The organism is Pseudomonas sp. LBUM1659, assembly GCF_059716045.1.
Window position 1 is genome coordinate 5,532,534 of sequence record NZ_CP166797.1, and the last position, 17,693, is coordinate 5,550,226.

Below are 17,693 nucleotides of genomic sequence, written 5' to 3' on the forward strand. Positions count from 1 at the left end.
TGTAATGGCCACATCCTTATGGCCTTTCGCATGAACTCCTAAGAAGTGGCATCAGTATTACTCAGTCCGTCTGCCACACCTTCCCCCGGTCCAGGCGAGAAGTCTTGCCTTACTCGGCTTTCAGGCCGTCAGCGGAGACCGCTTTGACGCCTTTGATTTTCTTGGTGATCGCCACAGCGGTGGCTTTCTGAGAGTCAGTCACTGCAACCGTGGACGACAGGGACACTACGCCTTTGTTGGTTTCGACTTTGATGTCCGTGCCCGGAATGCCTTTTTCGGTCAGCAGGTCGCTTTTAACTTTGGTCGTGATCCAGGTATCGGAAGTAGCTTCCGTGGCCTTGGTCATTTCACCAGCAGCCAAGGTCATCGGCGCTTGAGTGGTGGTGGTCTGTGCGAATGCTACGTTGGTCATGGTCAGGGTCAGCGCGGTAGCAGCAGCGGCAGCGATAGCGAACTTCTTCATACGAGTAACTCCTGTTTTTCTAGAAAGTCTGCTGGTTGTCTTCTCAGCAGGGTTACTGGGTAGAGTGCGAACGCTGTGCCAACTTTGAGACAACTACAAAATCGTTATAAATCAATGTGTTATAAATATTGCGAATTTTCGAAATCATGCAAAATGCATGACTTGGTAAAACTCTGCATGCAACTTGCGGGTTTTCACAAAGTTCCTAACACCCTGAATTTTTTGCCTTTTTTTCAGTAGCAAGGCATTCGACAAACAAAAAAAAGCCCCGCAACCGAAGCAGCGGGGCCGTGCTGGATGTCAGCGATTACGTCGCGGAACTGATGCAACTTTTAGGCAGGTAGTCTTGTTCAGCGGAACTGGCACACGACCAGCCTTTGGTTGCATCACGGGTCAACGTAATGGTCTTGCTCAACACTGGCGCCGGGGCATTCAAAATCGTGCAGGTGATGGTGCCATTGCCTGTGGCCACAGCGCCGGTGACCGCGACGGTGCAATTGCTGGTCGTGGCATCGCCCGCCGGCGCCACGTTGGCTACGGTTGGCGCCTCGCCCTGGTTGATCGCATCTTCATACGGCACCTTCATTGCGGAAATCTCGGCCAGACCCGCCGTCAACTTCGCCCTGGCCTGATATTTGGAATACATCGGCAACGCAAACGTCGCCAGAATCCCGATGATCGCCACCACGATCAGCAGTTCGATCAGGGTAAAACCTTTCTGAGTCTTCATAGACAAGCTCCATGCATGAGTCGAAAGCTCATGATCTGAAAGAGCATCAGCACAGCACAGCCCATGCCAAGCGCCACAGCCCCTGTTGGCGGGGCATGAAGTCAAACCAAAGACCTTTCCATCCCCCAGTAACCGCACTATCTGACACTTTTTGTCACCTCAAGGCCGCTGGTTTGGCTCAGCGCCTTGACTAGGCTATAAGCCATGAAGAAATCAATCGGGTCACCTAGGGCTGAACATGTCGGTCAAAGCAGCAAAAACAAATGTCTACGCCTGGGAAGGCACAGACAGGAAAGGCACCAAGATGATCGGTGAGTTGAGCGGCCAGAACCCGGCGTTGATCAAGGCCCAACTGCGCAAGCAAGGCATCAACCCCGGCAAGGTGCGCAAGAAATCAGCGTCGATTTTCAACGTCGGCAAACGCATCAAAACTCAGGACATTGCCCTGTTCACCCGGCAGATGGCGACCATGATGAAAGCCGGCGTGCCGCTCTTGCAGTCGTTCGACATTATCGGCGAAGGCTTCGATAACCCGGCCATGCGCAAACTGGTGGACGAGTTGAAACAGGAAGTCGCGGCGGGTAACAGCTTCGCCGCGTCCCTGCGCAAAAAGCCGCAGTATTTCGATGAGCTCTACTGCAACCTGGTGGATGCCGGCGAGCAGGCCGGCGCCCTCGATACTTTGCTGGAACGGGTGGCGACCTATAAGGAAAAGAGCGAAAGCCTGAAGGCCAAGATCAAGAAAGCCATGACCTATCCACTGGCCGTGGTGTTTGTCGCGATCATTGTCACGGGGATTCTGCTGGTCAAGGTGGTGCCGCAATTCGAATCGGTGTTCAAAGGTTTTGGTGCCGAACTGCCTGCCTTCACGGTGATGGTCATCGGCCTTTCGGCGTTCATGCAGCACTGGTGGTGGGTGATGCTCGGTGTGCTGATCGCGGCGATTTTCGGCGTGCGTCACGCGTTCAAGAAATCCCCGGGCTTTCGTGACTGGCTGGACACCTGGCTGTTGAAACTGCCCCTGATCGGCACGCTGATGTACAAGTCTGCCGTGGCCCGCTTCGCGCGTACGCTGTCAACCACCTTTGCCGCCGGCGTGCCATTGGTTGAAGCGTTGGAGTCCGTGGCCGGTGCGACCGGTAACATCGTGTTCAAGCGTGCGGTGCTGCGCATCAAGCAGGACGTGTCGAGCGGCATGCAGCTGAATTTTTCCATGCGCACTTGCGGCGTCTTCCCCAACATGGCGATTCAAATGACGGCCATTGGTGAAGAGTCAGGCGCACTGGATACCCTGCTCGACAAGGTCGCGGGCTTCTACGAAGACGAAGTAGACAACATGGTCGATAACCTCACCAGCCTGATGGAGCCATTCATCATGGTCGTGCTGGGTGTTATCGTCGGGGGCCTGGTGGTTGCGATGTACTTGCCCATCTTCCAACTCGGCTCAGCGATCTGACATGCCTTTGATTGAAATACTGACGGTTTACCCAGCGTTCTTCGTAACCCTCGCATTAGTGGTGGGCCTGGTCGTGGGCAGCTTCCTCAATGTGGTGATCTGGCGCCTGCCGAAAATGCTCAACCGCGAGTGGCGGCTGCAAGCCCATGATGTGCTGGGTGTACCGCCCGAAGCGCCAGGCCCGACCTACAATCTGATGCTGCCCCACTCACATTGCCCGCAGTGCGATCATCAAATTCGCGCATGGGAAAACATTCCGGTTTTCAGTTATCTGTTTTTACGGGGGCGATGCTCGAACTGTGCCGCACCGATCAGCAAGCGCTATCCGCTGACCGAACTGACCTGTGGCCTGCTCTCGGCATTTATCGCTTGGCATTTCGGTTTCGGTTGGCAGGCCGGCATGGTGTTGGTTTTGACCTGGGGCTTGCTGGCGATGAGCCTGATCGACGCCGAGCACCAACTGCTGCCGGATGTGCTGGTACTGCCGCTGTTATGGCTGGGGTTGATCGTCAACAGTTTCGGGGTCTTCGTGTCATTGCATGAAGCGCTATGGGGGGCGGTGGCCGGGTACATGGCGTTGTGGTCGGTTTTCTGGCTGTTCAAGCTGCTCACCGGAAAAGACGGTATCGGCCACGGTGATTTCAAGTTACTGGCCATGCTCGGGGCGTGGGGTGGCTGGCAAATTCTGCCGCTGACGATCCTGCTGTCATCGCTCGTAGGCGCCATTCTCGGGGTGATTTTGTTGCGTCTGCGCAACGCGAAAACCTCGTCGCCAATCCCCTTCGGCCCCTATCTGGCGATTGCCGGCTGGATTGCCTTGCTCTGGGGTGGTCAAATAACCGACTTCTATTGGCAGTTTGTCGGTTTGAAATGAATACCCCTGTGGAAAAACCCTGGATTCTCGGCCTGACCGGCGGCATCGGCAGCGGCAAAAGCGCGGCCGCCCAACACTTCATCGACCTGGGCATCCACGTCGTGGACGCCGATCACGCGGCGCGCTGGGTGGTGGAACCGGGTCGCCCGGCGCTGGCCGCCATCGCCGAACACTTCGGCCCTGGTGTGCTGCAAGCCGACGGGCAACTGGATCGTGCGTCCCTGCGCGCATTGATCTTTGAAGTGCCGGATGAACGCCGGTGGCTCGAAGGCTTGTTGCATCCGTTGATCGGTGAAGAAATCGCTCACAATCTGGCCAAGGCACAATCGCCCTACGCGATTCTGGTTTCGCCGCTGCTGATCGAGTCCGGGCAGACCGCCATGACTCAACGCGTCCTGGTGATCGATGCCCCGCAACAGTTACAAATCGAACGCACCTTGCAGCGTGACCAGACCACTGAACAACAGGTCCAGGCGATCCTCAAGGTCCAGACCAGCCGCCAGGACCGCGTGAGCCATGCCGACGATGTGGTGGTCAACGACCGCGACCTCGCCTGGCTGCACAGCGAGGTCGAACGCCTGCATCACTTTTACCTTACTTTGCGTGGAGGCCAGTCATGAGCCAGACCCCAACCGTCCAATGCCCAACCTGTGGCGCTCCTGTTGAATGGAGTGCCGAGAGCACCTTCCGGCCGTTCTGCTCGGATCGCTGCAAACTGATCGATCTCGGGGCATGGGCATCGGAGGAGCACAAGATTCCGGTCAGCCCGGACGCCGAGGACGACCTGTTCAGCGAAGACTTCGAACCGCGTCACTGAGGTTCAAGGCCGCATAAAACCGTAATCCTGGTCGTCATCGAGGTTTTCCGCCAGAAAACGCAACTCGTCGGCCAGGTCTTCAGTGCTGCGCACTGCCTTGCTCTGCTGTACCACTGCGCTGAGCAAAGCGCGCAGGCTCAAGCCCGGATCAAACCCCACCTCCTGCGCCCCATCCAGACTCCGACGCAACTCTTGCCTTGCCCACTCGTACACACTCATACCGATGCTCCTGAAGGTTTTGTCGAGCATGAGTTCGCCGATGAAGGGCCAATGTGATGTGGATCAAGACTTCGGGTCGTCGTCTTTCCAGGGAGCCGAAAGGTAGCGCGTGCGATTGAACGTCTCCAGCCATTCAGGGCTGAACACCACCAATGCGCTGACCACCATGCCGTTGATGAACGCCTCCGGGAAAATCAGCAGCCACAGATAGCCGACAAAGTCTTCCAGCCAATACGGCATGGCAAAACGTTCGTCGAACCACAGCAACCACAGCGCCAGCAGCAGGCACAACAACGCCGACAGCGCCGCCGCAAAAAAACCGGAACAAAAGATATACACGAAGAGATTACGCGGCTGCGCACGCTCCACCCGGATGGCGATGCATTCGGTGACCAGCACCGGCAGTAAAATCAGCAACGCCCCGTTTACACCGACGGCGACCAGGTCCTGACGCCCGAGCAGCACCAGCCCGCACTGCGCAATCAAGCCGCCGATGATCGCCAACGGCCAATCCAGCAGCAGGGTCACGGCTGTCATGCCGATGAAATGATAAGACACGCCGGTGTCGAAATCCCGCCGCACCAGCCACAGCATAAACAACGCGAACACCGTGCCGAACAGTAAATGCTGGCGGCGGCTGTCTGTGAATAGCTCAACCCAGGGCGCACGCCAGATGGCCCAGAGCAGCACGGGCACATAGATCAGCCAGCCGACCGTCAGCGTCTGCGGAGACAGCAGTTCGGCACCGATCATGGTCGGGCCTTCTCTAGCGCCTCATGTAGCTGCGCGGCCGTGGCATATTCGTGTTGTGCCAACAATTGGCCGTCCTTGAGTTGCAGCCACAGTACTTTGTCCTCAGCCCCGGGGTAGCGCGGCGCCACGCGCCCCTCACGGTCCAGCATTACCCGGTAGGAATAATCGCGCATGGCCGGAATGGCAAACATCTTCGCGATCAGCCTTGGCATACGCTGGATGTCCGCTAAAAATACGACGTGCCGCGCTTCCAGATAGCCTTTTGGCTGGCCTTGCAGTGCAGCCTCTAGCAGTTTGGCGGCGTCCATACTTCGCGCCACCAGCAGCGTCTGAGTCTGATTATCTAGCGTGAACGCCTGGTCGTACTGATCGAGCAAGGTCCAGGGTGCTAGTCGCTCGCCCACTTCCAGCGCCTGGGCCCACAAGGGCAGAAAACTGAGCAGCAACACCGGCCAATATTTCACATTCACCCCCTTGCCCTATCGCTTCTGCATGTTGGCCATCAGTCTACACCGCCCTTTCAGACTGCCCAGTGACGTCCATTGCCGGTAAACGCTTTCTGCTTGTCGCATTTGAACGCTAAGCTTGGGCCTATGGATGACTCAGATTATTTACGCCTGCTGACCATCGCGGCCGAGCAAGCCAACGCGTTCCTGTCCAATGCCCGCAAATGGGAGCGTGAGCGTTGGGTGTGCCAGCGCCTGCTGCAAGGCTTGAACATTCCCTACCGCGCCGACGAGTTCGCCCCCGCCGGCGAGCCGCCGGACGTATTGTTTCGGGAGGCGAATTTCGAGGTGTTCTTCGTGCTCGATGAGGGCCGGCGACTGAACGACGAATGGCGCGACGAACTGCAACGTCGGCGCAGTGCGTTTTCCCTGAGCCAGTTAGTGCGACGTGAAGCCAAACCCAAACGTATCCCCGCCAATGAGTTTTTGCTGAGACTGGCGCCGACCTTGCGCAAAAAAGCGCACAACTACAAAGAACGTGGCATGGACCTGGGGGAACTGGACATCATCGCCTTCGCCAGCCTCAAGCGCGAAGTGCTGGACCTCAACAGCCATTTTCCACCGCCTACCGAATACCTGCGCCAGGGCTGGCGCTCGCTGTCACTGGTCGGCCCGACCTTCGCCCGGGTGCTCTTCGCGCACCCGGATGCACCGGACTTCCTGCGCAGCAACCTGGGGCGCAGCATCGTCTTCGATGTCGGAATCAGCCTGTGAGCCCATTGCAGGCATTGCTCGCGCAAGTCCCGCAAACCGGCCGCGTACGCTGGATCGGCGTGCGCCCTGAGCCTCACGTACCGATGATCGAACTGGATGCCGTGGAAGCGCGACTCGAAGCCGGTTTAACCGGCGATCGAGCCCGCCCTGGCGTGCGTAACGCGCGGCAGGTGACGTTGATTCAGTGGGAGCATCTGGCAGTGATCAGTTCGTTGATGGGCCGCCCGGACGATCAACCGGTATTGCCTAATGATTTGCGGCGCAACCTCGTTATCAGCGGTATCAACCTGTTCAGCCTCAAGGGTCGTCGCTTCCGGATCGGTCAGGCGATTTTCGAAACCACAGGCTGGTGCCAGCCTTGCGCACGCCTGCAAAACAACCTTGGCCCCGGGACGTTTCAGGCCGTTCGCGGACATGGCGGAATCACCGCCCGAGTGATACAAAGTGGAATCATTCGACTGGACGATACGGTGAGCGTCGAGCCCATCCCGGACAGCGGCTATGCTCCGTTCAACGTGCGTTAAATCCGCCTGTAGCTTCTACACATTCAGCAACGTCTACCGACGAGGCCTTTATGACCAGCCGCCTGAACCCCGACGACCAAAAGCATGTCGAAGAGTACCTGCACTTGTCCCAGCACCGAGTCGAGCGCCGACCTTTCCGGCCGTGGATGCTCCTGGTGGTGGTGTTGGCAGTGACCATTGGTCTGGGCCTGTTGAGCCGATTTATCAGTTACCTGACGCTATGAGCTGCCTCGCGCTCGCTCGGGTAATTGCACCGATTTCTTTTAGCCTTGCGAGATATCCCCATGACTCATCGTATTGTCATCGTTGGCGGCGGCGCCGGCGGTCTGGAGTTGGCTACCCGTCTGGGTAAGACTCTGGGCAAGCGCGGCACGGCCAGTGTGATGCTGGTCGACGCGAACCTGACCCACATCTGGAAACCGCTGTTGCACGAAGTGGCAGCCGGGTCGCTGAACTCTTCCGAAGACGAACTCAACTATGTTGCCCAAGCCAAATGGAACCACTTCGAGTTCCAGCTGGGGCGTATGAGCGGGCTCGATCGCACGCTGAAAAAAATCCAGCTGGCCGCCACTTACGACGAAGCGGGGCTGGAACTGGTGCCTGCCCGTGAAGTGGGTTACGACTCGCTGGTGATTGCCGTCGGCAGCACCACCAACGATTTCGGCACCCAAGGCGCGGCGCAACACTGCCTGTTCCTCGACACACGCAAACAGGCCGAGCGTTTCCACCAGCAACTGCTCAACCACTACCTGCGCGCCCATGCCGGGCAAACCGACAAGGTCGAACAGATCAGTGTGGCCATCGTTGGCGCCGGGGCCACCGGGGTTGAACTGGCCGCCGAGCTGCACAACGCTGCGCATGAACTGGCTGCTTATGGTCTGGACCGGATCAAACCGGAAAACATGCACATCACCCTGATCGAAGCCGGCCCACGGGTATTGCCCGCCCTGCCGGAACGTATCGGTGGGCCTGTGCATAAAACCCTGGAGAAACTCGGGGTCAACGTCATGACCAATGCGGCGGTCAGTGAAGTGACGGCCGACAGCCTGATCACCGCCGATGGCCAAGTGATCAACGCGAGCCTGAAAGTCTGGGCCGCCGGGATTCGTGCGCCGGGTTTCCTCAAGGACATCGATGGCCTGGAAACCAACCGCATCAACCAGTTGCAAGTACTGCCGACCCTGCAAACCACCCGCGACGAAAACATCTTCGCCTTCGGTGACTGCGCGGCCTGTCCGCAACCGGGCTCTGATCGCAATGTGCCGCCGCGTGCCCAGGCGGCGCATCAACAAGCCTCGTTGCTGGCCAAATCGTTGAAGCTGCGGATCGAAGGCAAGCCTCTGCCTACGTACAAGTACACCGACTATGGATCGTTGATCTCACTGTCGCGTTTTTCGGCTGTGGGTAACTTGATGGGTAACCTGACCGGCAGCGTGATGCTGGAAGGCTGGCTGGCGCGGATGTTTTATGTGTCGCTGTACCGCATGCACCAGATGGCGCTGTATGGGGCATTTCGTACGGCGATGCTGATGCTGGGCAGCAAAATCGGGCGCGGGACTGAGCCGCGACTAAAACTGCACTAACTCGGTCTAGTGTGGGAGCGGGCTTGCTCGCGAAGAGGGAGTGTCAGTCGACATGAATGTTGCCTGGCACTCCGCTTTCGCGAGCAAGCCCGCTCCCACATTTGTTATTCATTGCCCTGAAGATCTGTGTCTCACTGTATCTCCCCCCGCGTTTTAGCCCCTTCGCTTACAAACTCCCCCTTGCGCGACACAGTAGCGATACACCCATCCCGCTAAATGGCCACACCCGAGCAAGGCACCACGCCTGCTTCGGCTGTCGCCGCACTTACGTGGCAACCCTTTATCAAGCGGTTGTGTCGTGCAACCCAGGAGAATTGAAATGTCCCGTACCACCAAAAACACTATCGGTCTGCTTGGCGCTGTTTTGGCCGGTGGCATGATGTTGACCGGCTCCGTATTCGCTTCGCAGCCGTTGACTCAAGGCTACCTGCTGGCCTCGGCTGAACAGGTGGGGAAAACCCCTGAAGGCAAATGCGGTGAAGGCAAGTGTGGCGATGCATCGATGGCCAAAACCGACACCGATGACGACGGTAAAGTATCCCGTGCGGAATTCCTGAAAGTCGCGCCGAAGTCCAATTTCGACAAGATCGACACCAACCACGACGGCTTCATCGACGAGCAAGAGGCGTTTGATAACGTGAAAGCCAACTACGAAGCCAATGGCAAGAAAATGCCAAAAGGCCTGTTCGAGCACCTGAAAGACCAAGACGGCGCCTAAGCCTCTGAGTACCGCGCCCCGCCTTCTCCACCGAGAAGCGGGGTTTTTTTGATTTTCACAGACAAAAAAAATCCCCGTATCTTTCGATACGAGGATTTTTAATATGGTCGGGGTAAGGGGATTCGAACTCCTGACATCCTGCTCCCAAAGCAGGCGCGCTACCGGACTGCGCTATACCCCGGTAAAAAAAAGGCGACCTTTACAAGTCGCCTTCTTCGATCAGCGCTTTTGGCCTCTGATCTTAAGATTCGATTCCAGCGTTAACTGGTTTCAAAAATGGTGGGTCGTGTGGGATTCGAACCTACGACCAATTGGTTAAAAGCCAACTGCTCTACCAACTGAGCTAACGACCCAAAAATGGTCGGGGTAAGGGGATTCGAACTCCTGACATCCTGCTCCCAAAGCAGGCGCGCTACCGGACTGCGCTATACCCCGGTTTGAAATTGGCTCCGTGACCAGGACTCGAACCTGGGACCCAATGATTAACAGTCATTTGCTCTACCGACTGAGCTATCACGGAACTACATATTTCAATTTACAACGGTGAAGCTTTTTGCGTTCTCTTCGACCCGTTCGCATCGCTGCGTTCGTGTGTCTGAGGCGCGCTATTCTACAATCTTAAGCACCTCTGTCAACCCCCTAAATTGCTTTCAAGTTAATGATTTGCAACTTATTTCAGATTTCCGCTTGGGGAGCAGAAACCCTTCCGGGTGACTTACTGCGGGGCGCACTTTACAAGCCTTTTCCTTAGAGTTCAACAGCCTGGCGAAAAAAAGGCCTCGCAATGCGAGGCCTCGTCAGTTTTGTTGCCTGGAGGGGTCAGACGAATACGATTTCGTCGTTTTCCACCACACCCTTGGCGGTATCGCCGGGCATAAAACGACCCGACAGAATCAACTGAGCCAGCGGGTTCTCGATCCAGCGCTGAATCGCTCGTTTGAGCGGACGCGCGCCGTACACAGGGTCGTAACCCACCGCGATCAGCTTATCCATGGCCTCAGGGCTCAGATCAAGCTTCAGCTCACGCTCGGTCAGACGACTGCGCAGGCGTCCCAACTGGATCTCGGTAATGCCCGCGATCTGATCCCGCGCCAATGGCTCGAAGATCACCACTTCGTCGACCCGGTTGATGAACTCCGGCCGGAAGTGGGTGGAAATGGCATCCATCACCGCCGCACGCTGCGCCTCACGATCACCGACCAGTTCCTGGATCTGCACCGAACCCAGGTTGGATGTCATGACGATCACGGTATTCTTGAAATCCACCGTGCGGCCATGGCTGTCGGTCAAGCGGCCATCTTCCAGCACTTGCAGCAAGATGTTGAACACATCCGGGTGGGCCTTCTCGACCTCGTCCAGGAGGATCACCGAGTAAGGCTTGCGACGCACCGCCTCTGTCAGGTAACCGCCCTCTTCATAGCCTACGTACCCTGGTGGCGCACCGATCAGTCGAGCCACGGAATGTTTCTCCATGAACTCGGACATGTCGATCCGCACCATCGCCTCTTCGGTATCAAAGAGGAACTCGGCCAGTGCCTTGCACAACTCGGTTTTACCCACACCGGTCGGACCGAGGAACATGAACGAACCACTTGGGCGATTCGGGTCGGACAACCCGGCCCGCGAACGCCGCACCGCGTTGGAAACCGCGATCACCGCTTCGTCCTGACCAATCACACGCTGGTGCAACAGGCTTTCCATCTTCATCAGTTTGTCGCGCTCGCCTTCGAGCATTTTCGACACCGGAATGCCGGTCCACTTCGACACGACCTCAGCGATTTCTTCCTCAGTTACCTTGCTGCGCAGCAACTGGTTCTCGCTTTTTCCGTGCTGGTCGACCATTTGCAGGCTGCGCTCCAGGTCCGGGATCACCCCGTATTGCAGCTCGGCCATGCGGTTCAGGTCGCCTTTACGGCGCGCGGCTTCCAGCTCCTGACGGGACTGTTCGATTTTCTGCTGGATCTGCGCAGAACCCTGAACTTCGGCTTTTTCCGAATTCCAGATTTCTTCCAGGTCCGAGTACTCACGCTCAAGACGGACGATTTCTTCCTGGAGTTTCTCCAGACGCTTGATCGCCGCTTCATCGCTTTCTTTCTTCAGTGCCTGAGATTCCACCTTCAACTGAATCAGGCGACGCTCCAGACGGTCGAGCACTTCCGGCTTGGAGTCGATCTCCATGCGGATACGGCTGGCCGCTTCGTCGATCAGGTCGATGGCCTTGTCCGGCAGTTGGCGATCGGTAATGTAGCGATGGCTGAGCTTTGCCGCGGCAATGATCGCGCCGTCGGTGATCGCCACCTTGTGGTGAACTTCGTAACGCTCTTTGAGACCACGCAAAATCGCGATGGTGTCTTCTTCGCTCGGCTCGTCCACCAGGACTTTCTGGAAGCGCCGTTCGAGGGCGGCGTCCTTCTCTATATATTGGCGGTACTCGTTGAGCGTGGTCGCGCCGACGCAATGCAGCTCACCGCGAGCCAGTGCAGGCTTGAGCATGTTGCCCGCATCCATCGAGCCTTCGCCTTTACCAGCACCGACCATGGTATGCAGTTCGTCGATGAACAGAATGATCTGTCCTTCCTGCTTCGACAGCTCGTTGAGCAGCGACTTCAGGCGCTCTTCAAACTCACCGCGATACTTGGCGCCGGCAATCAGCGCCCCCATGTCGAGGGACAGCAGGCGCTTGCCTTTCAGGCCGTCCGGCACTTCGCCGTTGATGATGCGCTGGGCCAGGCCTTCGGCGATGGCGGTTTTACCCACGCCAGGCTCACCGATCAGCACCGGGTTGTTCTTGGTGCGGCGTTGCAGGACCTGAATGGTCCGGCGAATTTCGTCGTCACGGCCGATCACCGGATCGAGCTTGCCTTCTTCGGCACGCTTGGTCAGGTCGACGGTGTATTTATCCAGCGCCTGGCGCGACTCCTCGTGGTTGGCGTCGTTGACCGCTTCGCCGCCTCGCAGGTTATTGATCGCATTTTCCAGGGCTTTCTTGCTCACGCCCTGCCCCAGCAACAACTTGCCGAGCTTGCTGTTTTCGTCCATGGCGGCGAGCAGCACCAGCTCGCTGGAGATGAACTGGTCACCCTTCTGCTGGGCCAGGCGATCAGCCTGATTGAGCAGGCGCGCCAAGTCCTGCGACATGTTCACGTCGCCGGTCGGATTCTGGATTTTCGGCAGCTGGTCGAGCTCTTTGGTCAGCTCTTTACGCAGGCTGTTGACGTCGAAACCGACCTGCATCAGCAGGGGTTTGATCGAGCCGCCCTGCTGTTCAAGCATGGCCTGCATCAAGTGCGCCGGCTCGATGCCGGGATGGTCGAGGCCGACTGCCAGGGATTGGGCGTCGGAGAGTGCTAACTGCAATTTGCTGGTTAAACGGTCTATACGCATGGGTCACCTTCCTTTTAAGCAGGCCGGACCTATAAAACATCCTGAATGAAGAAACCTGCCAGATACCGTTATAGATGCGGTCGATTCCGGGAGTTTCAAGCGTCGTAACGTTGATGCAGATCAGGGGAGTTTAGCGTTCGAGCCAGATCAGGGAGGCAAACCGACCAGTGCGTGGGCTGCGGCGGTAAGAAAAGAAGCGGGGATCGGTCACGGTGCAGAAACCGCCACCATAAACAGCAGTGACACCCCGAGCCGCCAGACGCAAACGCGCCAGCTCATAGATGTCGGCCATGAACTTGCCAGCATTGGCACTCGGCACAAAGGCGTTGGCGGCTTCTGGCAGTTGCTGGACGAAGGTTTCGCGCACTTCCGGGCCGACTTCAAAGGCTTGCGGGCCAATGGCCGGGCCGAGCCAGACCAGCACGTCATCTGCCGGTAGGGCCAACGCGTCGAGGGTCGCTTCCAGCACCCCCGCCGCCAACCCGCGCCAACCGGCATGCGCCGCCGCAACGCGGGTGCCGGCACGGTCGCAAAACAGCGCCGGCAAGCAATCGGCAGTCATTGCCGCGCAGGCGATACGGGGCGTGGCCGTCCAGCTGGCATCAGCGGTAGCTACCAGGCTCGGGTCCGCGTGGGCCACGGCGATGCCGTGAACCTGTTGCAGCCAGGCCAGTTGAATAGAGAAATGATCGGTGAGGCGAAGGCGGTTCTCGGCCACAGCTTCGGGGCTGTCGTCGACATGATCGCCGAGATTGAGGCTGTCGAACGGCGTCAGGCTGACGCCGCCCGCACGGGTGGTCACACAGGCTTTCACCCCGGCAGGCGCAGGCCAGTCGGGAATCAGCCAGTCACTCATCCGATGAACGCCTCACGGTCTTGCTTGAGCAGGGTCAGCAACCAGACGAAATCGTCCGGCAGCGGCGATTCCCAGCTCATGCGTTTACCGGTAGTCGGGTGATCCAGCTCGAGGAACCGCGCATGCAGTGCCTGACGCGGGAACGCCTTCAACGACTCGACCATGGTCACACTGGCTGCCGGCGGGATACGGAAGCGACCGCCGTAGGCAGGGTCTCCGACCAACGGGTAGTTGATGTGAGCCATGTGCACACGAATCTGGTGGGTACGACCGGTTTCCAGCTTCACCCGCACGTGAGTGTGGGAGCGGAAACGCTCGAGCACGCGGTAGTGGCTGACGGCTTGCTTGCCACCTTCCATCACCGCCATGCGCTGGCGTTGCTGGCCGTGACGACCGATGGGAGCGTTGATCTTGCCACCCGCAGTCACAACACCGATCACGATGCACTCGTAGATCCGGCTTACACTGCGGCTCTGCAATTGCGTGACAAGCTGTGTCTGCGCCTGAATGGTCTTGGCCACCACCATCAAACCGGTGGTGTCCTTGTCCAGGCGATGCACGATACCGGCGCGGGGCACATTGATAATGTCCGGCACGTGGTGCAGCAAGGCGTTGAGCAAGGTGCCATCAGCGTGGCCGGCAGCCGGATGCACCACCAGACCCGCAGGTTTGTTGATCACCAGGATGTCGTCATCTTCGTAGACGATGTCCAGCTCGATGTCTTGAGCGATCCATTCGCCCTGAGCTTCCTGCTCGGCAGTCAGTTCAAGAATGGCGCCACCGTGAACGATGTCTCGCGGGCGGATAACCGTCCCATCCACAGTCAGGCGGCCGTCTTTGATCCAGGCGGAAAGGCGCGAGCGCGAGTGCTCAGCGAATAATTGTGCGGCGACTTGATCGAGGCGTTGGCCGCCCAATTCGGACGGCACCTCTGCGCGAAGTTCAATTTTATCGGACATGCTCAGACTAGGCGTCGGCACAGCTTTTGGTTTCAGCTGCGCGCTTGTGGTTAAATACGGCGTCTTTTGCCCCGAGGCTATACAACGGGGCGCTCATCATAACAGGACGGCCCCGCCCAAGACAGCGGCCGTCATAGGGACGCAAGCCGCCATGCAAGTGAAACACCTGCTGCTGATCGCCATCCTCGCATTGACCGCTGCTTGCTCATCGAAGGAAGTCGTAGACGAAAACCTTAGCGAAGTCGAGCTGTACCAGCAGGCTCAACAAGATTTGGACAAGAGTAGCTACACAAGCGCCATTACCAAGCTGAAGGCTCTGGAATCGCGTTATCCGTTCGGTCGCTACGCTGATCAGGCTCAACTCGAGCTCATCTACGCGAACTACAAAAACACCGAGCCAGAAGCTGCCAAGTCGGCCGCCGAGCGTTTCATTCGTCTGCACCCGCAGCACCCGAACGTGGATTACGCCTACTATATGAAAGGTCTGACGTCCTTTGATCAGGACGTCGGCCTGCTGGCGCGCTTTCTGCCGCTGGACATGACCAAGCGTGATCCGGGGGCCGCTCGCGACTCCTTCAACGAATTCGCCCAACTGACCAGCCGCTTCCCGAACAGCCGCTACTCGCCGGACGCCAAGCAGCGCATGATTTACCTGCGCAACTTGCTGGCGGCCTACGAGATTCACGTTGGCAACTATTACTTGACCCGTCAGGCTTATGTCGCCGCCGCTAACCGTGGGCGTTACGTAGTGGAAAACTTCCAGGATACCCCGTCCGTCGGAGACGGCCTGGCGATCATGACTGAAGCCTACCAGCGTATGCATCTGGACGAGCTGGCGGCCACCAGCCTCGAAACCCTGAAGCTCAGCTACCCGAACAACCCAAGCCTGGAAGACGGTCAGTTCAAGCCTTCGGTCGCCGAAGCTGACAACCGTTCGTGGTTGAGCAAGTCCACACTGGGCCTGATCGAGTCCCGTCCGCCGCTGCCCCCGGGCGAAACCCGCGCCAACCAGGACGTGCAGAGACAGTTCCAGGATGCCAAGGAAGCGATTCCGAGCGAACTGAAGCCTAAAGATGGAAATGGCGACGCGATCGAAGAAGAGCAACACGAGTCCGAAGGCAACAACAGCGACCGCTCGTGGTTCAGCTACATGACCTTTGGCGTGTTCGACTGATACGACCCGGCGGTGCAAAAAGGGAGACTCTTGAGTCTCCCTTTTTTATTGCGCCGTTTTTAAGTAGCGCAATTACGCTGTGCGCCTGTCATGACCTTGGCTAAACTGCCGGTTCATCAATCAAAAAGCAGCTCACCATGCTTCGTTTATTATTCTGGATCGCCGTGATTGCCGCCGCGGTGTGGTTCTGGCGCAAGTACAAGGGCCAGGCATCCGCGCCCAAGTCCCCTGCCGAGCTGGAAGCGGCGCCAATGGTCCGCTGCGCGCAATGCGGCGTGCACCTGCCCCGCGACCGCGCGCTGAAACTCGATCAACAGTGGTACTGCAGCCAGGCGCACCTTGAGCAAGGCAAGGATTCAAAGTAACTGCTGACCGTCGGCAGCCATTGGTCATGCCGCGCAGGTATTGCGCCAGCCGGAGGAACTGAACAACGCAGATCGACGTCTGACGCAGATTACTCAAGACCACGCTCAGCCAATGAATCGGGTAATCGAAAACCTCCTGCAACTGTCCCGCAAGCTGCGCGAACGCAACCAGGTCCGCCGAGACTTCAACCCACGCCAGGATGGCAGCTGCTTGCGCAGCACTTTCGCTCACGGACGGAAACACTGTTGAAGATCGACCCACGGCAAAAAGTCCTGATCGTCGACGACGAACCGGACATCCGCGAACTCCTGGAAGTCACCCTGGGGCGGATGAAGCTCGACACGTTCAGTGCCCGAAATATCACTGAGGCGCTAGCCCTGCTGAAACGCCATGCATTCGATCTGTGCCTGACCGACCTGCGCCTGCCGGGTGGAACCGGCCTAGAGCTGGTGCAGCACATTCAGCATCGCTACCCGCAAGTCCCGGTCGCCATGATCACCGCCCATGGCTGCCTCGACACGGCGATCAACGCGATCAAGGCGGGCGCCTTCGACTTCCTCACAAAACCGGTGGATCTCCCTCGCCTGCGGGACATGGTCACCCGCGCCCTGCTGCTGCCTGCCCCCGACATGGCGATCCGGCGCCGCTTGCTGGGTGACTCGGTGCCCATGCGTAACTTGCGCAAACACATCGCCAAACTGGCTCGCAGTCAGGCACCGGTGTACATCAGCGGCGAGTCCGGCAGCGGAAAAGAGCTGGTTGCGCGGCTGATCCATGATCAAGGCCCCCGAGCCAGGCAGCCATTCATCCCGATCAACTGCGGAGCAATTCCCTCGGAGTTAATGGAGAGCGAGTTTTTCGGCCATCGCAAAGGCAGCTTCAGTGGAGCCATCGAGGATAAACCCGGCCTTTTCCAGGCGGCTCATGGAGGCACACTGTTTCTCGATGAAGTGGCTGATTTGCCGCTGGCGATGCAGGTGAAACTGCTGCGGGCGATTCAAGAGAAAGCCGTGCGCAGCGTCGGCGGGCAGCAGGAAGTGATGGTCGACGTGCGCGTCCTCTGCGCAACGCACAAACACTTGGATGCCGAAGTGGCCGCCGAACGTTTCCGTCAGGATCTGTACTACCGCCTGAACGTGATCGAACTCCGCGTGCCGCCCTTGCGCGAGCGGCGCGACGACATCGAAATACTGGCCAGCCATATGCTCAAGCGCCTGGCCGCAGACACCGGTCAACCCGTCGCAAAACTTCACCCGCAGGCCCTCGATGCACTGAAAAGCTATCGCTTTCCGGGCAACGTACGCGAGTTGGAGAACATGCTCGAACGGGCTCATACCTTGTGCGAGAACAAGCAGATTGAGGCCAGCGACCTGCGTCTGGCCGAAGGCAACTGTGCCGCTGAATGCGGCGTGCCGGACCTCACGCAAATCGACAATCTGGAGGCATACCTGGAAAACGTCGAACGCCAACTGCTACTCCAGGCACTGGAGGAAACTCGCTGGAACCGCACGGCGGCGGCTCAGCGGTTGAATCTGTCTTTCAGATCGATGCGTTATCGACTTAAAAAGTTAGGCCTGGACTGAGCCTTTTGAAAAGG

General features: G+C 58.3%; 20 protein-coding genes, 4 tRNA genes and 1 pseudogene. 13 read left to right on the forward strand and 12 right to left on the reverse strand.

The features are described from left to right. Nucleotides 1-109 precede the first annotated feature (109 nt). Both ACA048_RS25160 and ACA048_RS25165 read right to left on the reverse strand, forming a co-directional pair. Entirely contained in the window at nucleotides 110-463 is a 354-nt protein-coding gene (locus ACA048_RS25160) for a BON domain-containing protein (protein WP_497626737.1), read from the reverse strand. Nucleotides 464-770: 307 nt separating this feature from the next. Then, nucleotides 771-1,193, reverse strand: coding sequence for a pilin (locus ACA048_RS25165; protein WP_497626738.1), 423 nt, complete (start codon nucleotides 1,191-1,193; stop codon nucleotides 771-773). 238 nt (nucleotides 1,194-1,431) lie between these two features. On the opposite strand from ACA048_RS25165, the gene ACA048_RS25170 reads away from it, so the two are divergent. The 4 genes from ACA048_RS25170 to yacG are packed head-to-tail and all read left to right on the forward strand — an operon-like array spanning nucleotide 1,432 to nucleotide 4,340. After that, complete coding sequence (locus ACA048_RS25170; protein WP_497626739.1) at nucleotides 1,432-2,649, forward strand: type II secretion system F family protein; 1,218 nt, start codon at nucleotides 1,432-1,434, stop codon at nucleotides 2,647-2,649. A 1-nt stretch (nucleotide 2,650) separates the two neighbouring features. Further along, nucleotides 2,651-3,523 (forward strand): prepilin peptidase, encoded by an 873-nt coding sequence (locus ACA048_RS25175; protein ID WP_497626740.1) that lies wholly within the window; start codon nucleotides 2,651-2,653, stop codon nucleotides 3,521-3,523. Continuing rightward, on the forward strand, nucleotides 3,520-4,143 hold the full coding sequence (gene coaE / locus ACA048_RS25180) for a dephospho-CoA kinase (RefSeq protein ID WP_497626741.1): 624 nt from the start codon (nucleotides 3,520-3,522) through the stop codon (nucleotides 4,141-4,143). The genes ACA048_RS25175 and coaE overlap by 4 nt, the downstream gene beginning before the upstream one ends. After that, nucleotides 4,140-4,340: a DNA gyrase inhibitor YacG gene (gene yacG / locus ACA048_RS25185; protein ID WP_497626742.1), complete on the forward strand. Its 201-nt coding sequence runs from the start codon at nucleotides 4,140-4,142 to the stop codon at nucleotides 4,338-4,340. Before coaE ends, yacG begins: the two co-directional genes overlap by 4 nt. A gap of 3 nt (nucleotides 4,341-4,343) precedes the next feature. Here yacG and ACA048_RS25190 read toward each other — a convergent pair whose 3' ends face one another. The 3 genes from ACA048_RS25190 to ACA048_RS25200 all read right to left on the reverse strand — a co-directional run bounded on the left by ACA048_RS25190 (nucleotide 4,344) and on the right by ACA048_RS25200 (nucleotide 5,776). Next, the gene (locus ACA048_RS25190; RefSeq protein ID WP_497626743.1) at nucleotides 4,344-4,559 is read right to left on the reverse strand and encodes a hypothetical protein; all 216 of its coding nucleotides are present in this window, start codon (nucleotides 4,557-4,559) and stop codon (nucleotides 4,344-4,346) included. A 63-nt stretch (nucleotides 4,560-4,622) separates the two neighbouring features. Then, on the reverse strand, nucleotides 4,623-5,312 hold the full coding sequence (locus tag ACA048_RS25195) for an energy-coupling factor ABC transporter permease (RefSeq protein ID WP_497626744.1): 690 nt from the start codon (nucleotides 5,310-5,312) through the stop codon (nucleotides 4,623-4,625). Next, nucleotides 5,309-5,776 carry an FAD/FMN-containing dehydrogenase gene (locus ACA048_RS25200; RefSeq protein ID WP_497626745.1) on the reverse strand — a complete coding sequence of 156 codons (468 nt, stop codon included), beginning with the start codon at nucleotides 5,774-5,776 and terminating at the stop codon, nucleotides 5,309-5,311. The genes ACA048_RS25195 and ACA048_RS25200 overlap by 4 nt, the downstream gene beginning before the upstream one ends. Before the next feature lie 129 nt (nucleotides 5,777-5,905). On the opposite strand from ACA048_RS25200, the gene ACA048_RS25205 reads away from it, so the two are divergent. The 5 genes from ACA048_RS25205 (at nucleotide 5,906) to ACA048_RS25225 (ending at nucleotide 9,357) form a co-directional block, all read left to right on the forward strand. Continuing rightward, nucleotides 5,906-6,532, forward strand: coding sequence for a DUF1780 domain-containing protein (locus tag ACA048_RS25205; protein ID WP_007942303.1), 627 nt, complete (start codon nucleotides 5,906-5,908; stop codon nucleotides 6,530-6,532). Further along, nucleotides 6,529-7,056 carry an MOSC domain-containing protein gene (locus ACA048_RS25210; RefSeq protein ID WP_497626746.1) on the forward strand — a complete coding sequence of 176 codons (528 nt, stop codon included), beginning with the start codon at nucleotides 6,529-6,531 and terminating at the stop codon, nucleotides 7,054-7,056. Before ACA048_RS25205 ends, ACA048_RS25210 begins: the two co-directional genes overlap by 4 nt. Before the next feature lie 50 nt (nucleotides 7,057-7,106). Further along, a complete protein-coding gene (locus ACA048_RS25215; RefSeq protein WP_008028730.1) occupies nucleotides 7,107-7,280 on the forward strand; it encodes a DUF3094 domain-containing protein in 174 nt (57 codons plus the stop codon). Between the two features lie 60 nt (nucleotides 7,281-7,340). Next, the gene (locus ACA048_RS25220; RefSeq protein WP_497626747.1) at nucleotides 7,341-8,639 is read left to right on the forward strand and encodes an NAD(P)/FAD-dependent oxidoreductase; all 1,299 of its coding nucleotides are present in this window, start codon (nucleotides 7,341-7,343) and stop codon (nucleotides 8,637-8,639) included. Nucleotides 8,640-8,958: 319 nt separating this feature from the next. Further along, a complete protein-coding gene (locus ACA048_RS25225) occupies nucleotides 8,959-9,357 on the forward strand; it encodes an HvfA family oxazolone/thioamide-modified RiPP metallophore (RefSeq protein WP_497626748.1) in 399 nt (132 codons plus the stop codon). Nucleotides 9,358-9,461: 104 nt separating this feature from the next. Here the strand turns inward: ACA048_RS25225 and ACA048_RS25230 are convergent. From ACA048_RS25230 to rluD, 7 genes are all read right to left on the reverse strand, one after another. Then, a tRNA-Pro gene (locus ACA048_RS25230) sits at nucleotides 9,462-9,538 on the reverse strand. A 96-nt stretch (nucleotides 9,539-9,634) separates the two neighbouring features. Beyond that, nucleotides 9,635-9,710, reverse strand: a tRNA-Lys gene (locus ACA048_RS25235). Between the two features lie 5 nt (nucleotides 9,711-9,715). After that, nucleotides 9,716-9,792 (reverse strand) — tRNA-Pro (locus ACA048_RS25240). Between the two features lie 9 nt (nucleotides 9,793-9,801). After that, a tRNA-Asn gene (locus ACA048_RS25245) sits at nucleotides 9,802-9,877 on the reverse strand. Between the two features lie 299 nt (nucleotides 9,878-10,176). After that, nucleotides 10,177-12,741, reverse strand: coding sequence for an ATP-dependent chaperone ClpB (gene clpB / locus ACA048_RS25250; protein WP_497626749.1), 2,565 nt, complete (start codon nucleotides 12,739-12,741; stop codon nucleotides 10,177-10,179). 130 nt (nucleotides 12,742-12,871) lie between these two features. Beyond that, nucleotides 12,872-13,597, reverse strand: a complete 726-nt coding sequence (gene pgeF, locus ACA048_RS25255) for a peptidoglycan editing factor PgeF (RefSeq protein ID WP_497626750.1) — start codon at nucleotides 13,595-13,597, stop codon at nucleotides 12,872-12,874. Further along, nucleotides 13,594-14,556, reverse strand: coding sequence for a 23S rRNA pseudouridine(1911/1915/1917) synthase RluD (gene rluD / locus ACA048_RS25260; protein WP_497626751.1), 963 nt, complete (start codon nucleotides 14,554-14,556; stop codon nucleotides 13,594-13,596). Before rluD ends, pgeF begins: the two co-directional genes overlap by 4 nt. 151 nt (nucleotides 14,557-14,707) lie before the next feature. Between rluD and ACA048_RS25265 the strand changes: the two genes are divergently transcribed. From ACA048_RS25265 to ACA048_RS25280, 4 genes and pseudogenes are all read left to right on the forward strand, one after another. After that, nucleotides 14,708-15,730, forward strand: coding sequence for an outer membrane protein assembly factor BamD (locus tag ACA048_RS25265; protein ID WP_497626752.1), 1,023 nt, complete (start codon nucleotides 14,708-14,710; stop codon nucleotides 15,728-15,730). A 137-nt stretch (nucleotides 15,731-15,867) separates the two neighbouring features. Then, complete coding sequence (locus ACA048_RS25270; protein WP_497626753.1) at nucleotides 15,868-16,095, forward strand: PP0621 family protein; 228 nt, start codon at nucleotides 15,868-15,870, stop codon at nucleotides 16,093-16,095. A 7-nt stretch (nucleotides 16,096-16,102) separates the two neighbouring features. Continuing rightward, nucleotides 16,103-16,288 (forward strand): annotated as a pseudogene (locus ACA048_RS25275) (PAS domain-containing sensor histidine kinase); the annotation flags it as partial. Nucleotides 16,289-16,341: 53 nt separating this feature from the next. Then, complete coding sequence (locus ACA048_RS25280; RefSeq protein WP_497626754.1) at nucleotides 16,342-17,679, forward strand: sigma-54-dependent transcriptional regulator; 1,338 nt, start codon at nucleotides 16,342-16,344, stop codon at nucleotides 17,677-17,679. The last annotated feature ends 14 nt before the right edge of the window (nucleotides 17,680-17,693 follow it).

What these genes read in the sequence shown, in the direction of transcription:
- ACA048_RS25270 (WP_497626753.1), top strand. Translation starts at nt 15,868, where the DNA reads ATGCTTCGTTTATTATTCTGGATCGCCGTGATTGCCGCCGCGGTGTGG.
- ACA048_RS25205 (WP_007942303.1), top strand. Translation starts at nt 5,906, where the DNA reads ATGGATGACTCAGATTATTTACGCCTGCTGACCATCGCGGCCGAGCAA.
- ACA048_RS25160 (WP_497626737.1), bottom strand. Translation starts at nt 463, where the DNA reads ATGAAGAAGTTCGCTATCGCTGCCGCTGCTGCTACCGCGCTGACCCTG.
- clpB (WP_497626749.1), bottom strand. Translation starts at nt 12,741, where the DNA reads ATGCGTATAGACCGTTTAACCAGCAAATTGCAGTTAGCACTCTCCGAC.
- ACA048_RS25165 (WP_497626738.1), bottom strand. Translation starts at nt 1,193, where the DNA reads ATGAAGACTCAGAAAGGTTTTACCCTGATCGAACTGCTGATCGTGGTG.
- ACA048_RS25225 (WP_497626748.1), top strand. Translation starts at nt 8,959, where the DNA reads ATGTCCCGTACCACCAAAAACACTATCGGTCTGCTTGGCGCTGTTTTG.
- ACA048_RS25195 (WP_497626744.1), bottom strand. Translation starts at nt 5,312, where the DNA reads ATGATCGGTGCCGAACTGCTGTCTCCGCAGACGCTGACGGTCGGCTGG.
- ACA048_RS25175 (WP_497626740.1), top strand. Translation starts at nt 2,651, where the DNA reads ATGCCTTTGATTGAAATACTGACGGTTTACCCAGCGTTCTTCGTAACC.
- pgeF (WP_497626750.1), bottom strand. Translation starts at nt 13,597, where the DNA reads ATGAGTGACTGGCTGATTCCCGACTGGCCTGCGCCTGCCGGGGTGAAA.
- rluD (WP_497626751.1), bottom strand. Translation starts at nt 14,556, where the DNA reads ATGTCCGATAAAATTGAACTTCGCGCAGAGGTGCCGTCCGAATTGGGC.
- ACA048_RS25190 (WP_497626743.1), bottom strand. Translation starts at nt 4,559, where the DNA reads ATGAGTGTGTACGAGTGGGCAAGGCAAGAGTTGCGTCGGAGTCTGGAT.
- ACA048_RS25215 (WP_008028730.1), top strand. Translation starts at nt 7,107, where the DNA reads ATGACCAGCCGCCTGAACCCCGACGACCAAAAGCATGTCGAAGAGTAC.
- coaE (WP_497626741.1), top strand. Translation starts at nt 3,520, where the DNA reads ATGAATACCCCTGTGGAAAAACCCTGGATTCTCGGCCTGACCGGCGGC.
- ACA048_RS25170 (WP_497626739.1), top strand. Translation starts at nt 1,432, where the DNA reads ATGTCGGTCAAAGCAGCAAAAACAAATGTCTACGCCTGGGAAGGCACA.
- ACA048_RS25265 (WP_497626752.1), top strand. Translation starts at nt 14,708, where the DNA reads ATGCAAGTGAAACACCTGCTGCTGATCGCCATCCTCGCATTGACCGCT.
- yacG (WP_497626742.1), top strand. Translation starts at nt 4,140, where the DNA reads ATGAGCCAGACCCCAACCGTCCAATGCCCAACCTGTGGCGCTCCTGTT.
- ACA048_RS25220 (WP_497626747.1), top strand. Translation starts at nt 7,341, where the DNA reads ATGACTCATCGTATTGTCATCGTTGGCGGCGGCGCCGGCGGTCTGGAG.